Annotated in this window: 6 protein-coding genes; 3 read left to right on the forward strand and 3 right to left on the reverse strand. The window is 71.5% G+C overall.

Annotated elements, in window-relative coordinates; all coding sequences use genetic code 11:
- The 3 genes from FNQ90_RS15120 to FNQ90_RS28475 all read right to left on the reverse strand — a co-directional run.
- Positions 1-142 (reverse strand): DUF397 domain-containing protein (locus FNQ90_RS15120; RefSeq protein WP_182606864.1); only part of this gene is annotated, 142 nt, incomplete at its 3' end.
- A gap of 31 nt (positions 143-173) precedes the next feature.
- Positions 174-449, reverse strand: coding sequence for a hypothetical protein (locus tag FNQ90_RS28470; RefSeq protein ID WP_323379978.1), 276 nt, complete (start codon positions 447-449; stop codon positions 174-176).
- Complete coding sequence (locus FNQ90_RS28475; protein ID WP_323379979.1) at positions 446-616, reverse strand: helix-turn-helix transcriptional regulator; 171 nt, start codon at positions 614-616, stop codon at positions 446-448. The genes FNQ90_RS28470 and FNQ90_RS28475 overlap by 4 nt, the downstream gene beginning before the upstream one ends.
- 216 nt (positions 617-832) lie before the next feature.
- On the opposite strand from FNQ90_RS28475, the gene FNQ90_RS15130 reads away from it, so the two are divergent.
- The 3 genes from FNQ90_RS15130 (at position 833) to FNQ90_RS15140 (ending at position 3,864) form a co-directional block, all read left to right on the forward strand.
- Positions 833-1,135: a DUF2087 domain-containing protein gene (locus FNQ90_RS15130; protein ID WP_182606865.1), complete on the forward strand. Its 303-nt coding sequence runs from the start codon at positions 833-835 to the stop codon at positions 1,133-1,135.
- A 794-nt stretch (positions 1,136-1,929) separates the two neighbouring features.
- Entirely contained in the window at positions 1,930-2,844 is a 915-nt protein-coding gene (locus tag FNQ90_RS15135) for a ribokinase (protein WP_182606866.1), read from the forward strand.
- Positions 2,845-2,856: 12 nt separating this feature from the next.
- Positions 2,857-3,864 (forward strand): ABC transporter permease, encoded by a 1,008-nt coding sequence (locus FNQ90_RS15140; protein ID WP_182606867.1) that lies wholly within the window; start codon positions 2,857-2,859, stop codon positions 3,862-3,864.
- Positions 3,865-3,935 lie beyond the last annotated feature (71 nt).

The following is a 3,935-nucleotide window of genomic DNA, read 5'->3' on the forward strand; positions in this document are numbered from 1 at the left end:
GCACCCCCACCCGCTTGGAGTCCCGCACCAGCACCCATCGGGGCACGGCGGCCATCTCCACGCCCTCGCCGCCCTCCTCACCGCTGTGACTGCTCCCGACCCGGCGACGGGGTGCGGGGTCCTCGTATCGCTCCGGGCTCATGGCTCCCCCTCCAGCGCCTTCCCCATGAAGGTCAACGACTCACGTGGGTTGAGCGCCCGGGCCCTGGGAATGCCGTACCCGGCCTCCGGGCGACCCGCTTGCCGTCGGAGGTCTCCATCAGGGTGAAGGGGCCCGCCGGCCCGGCATTCCCCTGCCGCTCCATCGGCATGATCCGGATCTCCACCGCCCGCGCCTCCGGTGGGGAGGCGTCGCGGAAGAAGGCCGGGTACCGGGCCTGCGCAAACTCCTCCTTCATCGCCCGCGACAGGCCGCCGGCGCCCGGGACCTCGTCCGCGCTCTCGATCAACTCGGGGAGGGGATGCGCCGCCCCTGCTCCACCGAGGCGATCTGCTCCCTTCCGTAACCCACCCGGGCGCCCAACTCCTCGCGCGAAAGCCCCTCCCGCTCGCGCAGCAGCTTCAACTGACGCCCGAAACCGCGCAGGAGCCCGGTGTCCTCACCCCGCTCACCCATCCCGCACACTCCTCGACCTCGGCTCCGCTCCCGGGCGCCGTTCCCCGACACCCGCCATCACGTCGAGGGTTGCCCGCGTGACACGGGGTGCTCGCGATGCGAGATCATTCGAACGAGTGATCGCGACCCGGTCGGGCCGACGGCGCGGTACCGGAGACGCCTCCGGGAGCGGAAAACGGCTTGTTCCGCCCCGGGGCGCCGGGAAGACTTCGAGGCATGGAAGATGACGCCGACCACGCCGACCACCGCTCCGCCAACGCCCGTGATGTCTCGACCCTGTTCGTGGACGGGCGGCTGAAAGTCATTCCGCGCCGCGCGGCCCGCCGCGCGCAACTCCTCGAGCATCTCGCGCGCACCCTCTTCCGCCCCGGTCGGGGATACACCGAATCCGAGGTCAACGAGGCCCTGGTCGGAGTCCACGAGGACTACCCGGCGCTGCGGCGATACCTGATCGAGGCCGGTCTGCTCACCCGCACCCGCGACGGATCCGAGTACCGCCGCGCGCCCCGCACGGCGTAGGCCCGTGGAAAGCCCGGGCCCTCATGTGCCGGAGGGGTCAGGGCTCCGGCGTGGGCGGCTTCCACGCCGACACCCCGACGATCCCGGTGCCCGGGCCGCCCCCGGGGCTCATCCCCCCGGGGTTTCCCACCCGGTGCCGGAGCCTTCGTCGGGTGGGTGATCGGGTGGTGGAAGTCATCGGCCGAGGTCACGGTGTTCCGTCACATCAAGGCGGCGGTCGCCTGCTCGCCCGGCTCCGGCACGAAGGGACGCGGCGGGTCGTCGAAGCCGTCCACGACCGTTATGCCCCCGAACCGTTCACCGCCTCCACGTCGTGGGCGCCCGCAGTGCTGTCGAGTGGCGTGAGCAGCGGGTATCCCTCCACTCGGCGGGGCCGGTCACCGCAGTTGACGAGCCCCGCCGCGACGAGGGGCGGCACCGTCGCGGCATCCGCGATGCCTTCCGTGGTCAGTAGGTCGTAGCCCGGCCCCGGCACGTGGGGTCGTCCGCCGCGGCGCTCCCGGCTCCGGAGGCGGAGTGACGGGGACGGGACCACCGGCCGATCCCGCCGCCCTCGCCGTCCCCGGGTCCCCGGGGACGGCGAGGGCGTCATCCCGCGAACCTCACACCTCCCTCCGTCGAGGGGAGGATTTTCCGGCCATTTTTCCGATTTCGGTGACCTCCCGGGGTGCCCGTTCGCCGACCGCGCGCCCGGGCTTCCCGAAGAACAACCTGCGCAACCCATTGACTATGGACATCCCTGTACATAGCTTGCTCCTTGTTCATGGTTGTCCACGTACAGATCGGGTGCGTCGATGAAGATCGCAGTCGTCGGGAGCTACGGGGTCGGCCTCACCATGTGGGTGCCGAGGGCTCCCGCACCGGGCGAGACCGTCTCGGACGGCGCCTTCCGGGAGGAACCCGGGGGCAAGGGTTCGAATCAGGCGGTCGCGGCCGCCCGGCTCGGTGCGGAGGTGTCACTGCTGACCGCGGTCGGCGACGACGACTTCGCCCGGACCGCCCGGCGGCTGTGGGGAGCGGAGGGGGTGGACGCCACACACGTCGTCACCACCGACGCCCACACCATGACCGGGTTCATCCTCGTCGAACCGTCCGGTGAGAACCGCATCGCCATCGCGCCCGGGGCGCTGAACCACCTGACCGCCGAGCACGTCGAGGATTTCCGCGAGGTCATCGCCGCCGCCGACATCCTCGTCGTCTCCATGGAGATCCCCGAGGCCGTGGTCCTCGCGGCCCTGCGCGTCGGCCGCGAGGCCGGCACCGCAACTCTCCTCAATCCGGCACCGGCCCGCCCGCTGCCCGATGACGCCTGGCGACTGATCGACGTCATCACACCGAATCAGACCGAGGCCCCCGTCCTCCTGGGGCGGGCCGGTGAACCGGACGCGGACGCCGAGGAACTCGTCGCCGAACTGCGCGACCGGACCGGGGGGAGCGCGGTGCTCACCCTCGGTGGCCGGGGTGCCCTGGTGGCCGGCCCCCGGGGCGTCACCCGGGTACCGGCACGGCCGGTGGACCGGGTGATCGACACCACGGGGGCCGGGGACGCCTTCACCGCCGCCCTCGCGGTGGCCCTGGCCTCGGGCCGCGATGTCCCCTCCGGCGTTGAATTCGCCGCCGCGGCCGGCGCCCGGGCCGTCACCGTCGCCGGTGTGATCCCGGCCCTCCCCACCCGCGACCGGCTCCCCGACCTCTTCCCGATCGGATAGGAAAGCCCCTCCATGTCCACCACCGTCACCACCGCGGCGGAGCGGGGATTCCCCCTCGACCTCCGCAGGCTGTTGCACGCCAGGGAAGCCGGTGTGCTCGCCGCCCTCGCGGTGCTCTTCGTCCTGGGCACCGTTCTCTCGCCGAGCTTCGCCACCGCCGACAACCTGTTGTCGGTCGGTCAGCAGATCGCCCAGATCGGCATCATGGCCATCGGCGTCACCTTCGTGATCGTCAACGGCGAGATCGACCTCTCGGTGGGATCCACCTACGCCCTCTCCGCGATCTGCACGGGCATGGCGATCGCCGAGGGCGTCCCCTGGGTCCTCGCCGCGCTGCTCGGTGTGGCCGTCGGCGCCCTGGCCGGGTTGCTCAACGGACTCGCCGTCGTCCTGCTCGGGGTGCCCTCCTTCATCGTCACCCTCGGCACCCTCAGCGTGTTCCGCGGGGTGGCCCTGCTGATATCCGACGGCTCCCCGATCTCGCTGAGCTCCTCGCAGGAGGGCGTCGCCGAATTCGGGCTGCTGGGTCAGGGACGGTTGTTCGGCGTGGTGCCGATGCAACTGGTGTTCTTCGCGGTCATCGCCGCCCTCGGCATCGTGCTGCTCTCCCGCTCCCGGTTCGGCTTCAACAGCTACGCGGTGGGGGGCAATCCCGAGGCCGCCCGTCTCGTCGGGATCAATGTCGGCCGCGTCAAGGTGGGCGCCTTCGTGCTCTCCGGTCTCACCGCCGGCCTCGCGGGTGTCCTGGGGCTCTCCTTCCTCTCGTACGTCCAGGGCGTCACCGGCACCGGCCTGGAACTCACGGTCATCTCGGCGGTCATCATCGGCGGCGCCGCGCTGTTCGGAGGCTCCGGAACCATCTGGGGCACCGTCATCGGCGTCGCCTTCATCGGACTGCTCCAGAACATCCTCAACATCCAGGGCATCTCGTCCTTCTGGCAGACCGTCGTCACCGGCCTGGTGATCGTCGCGGCCGTCGCCGCGGACACCTGGCAACGCCGCCGCAAGACCAGGGCCTGACGGCACATCCCGACCGGGCCGAACCCCGTCGCCCGCCTCTCCCGCCCCTCTTGCTCCTCACACCCCTCGGG

The sequence above is a fragment of the Streptomyces alkaliphilus genome (assembly GCF_014141535.1).
GTDB classification, from domain to species: Bacteria; Actinomycetota; Actinomycetes; order Streptomycetales; family Streptomycetaceae; genus Streptomyces; species Streptomyces alkaliphilus.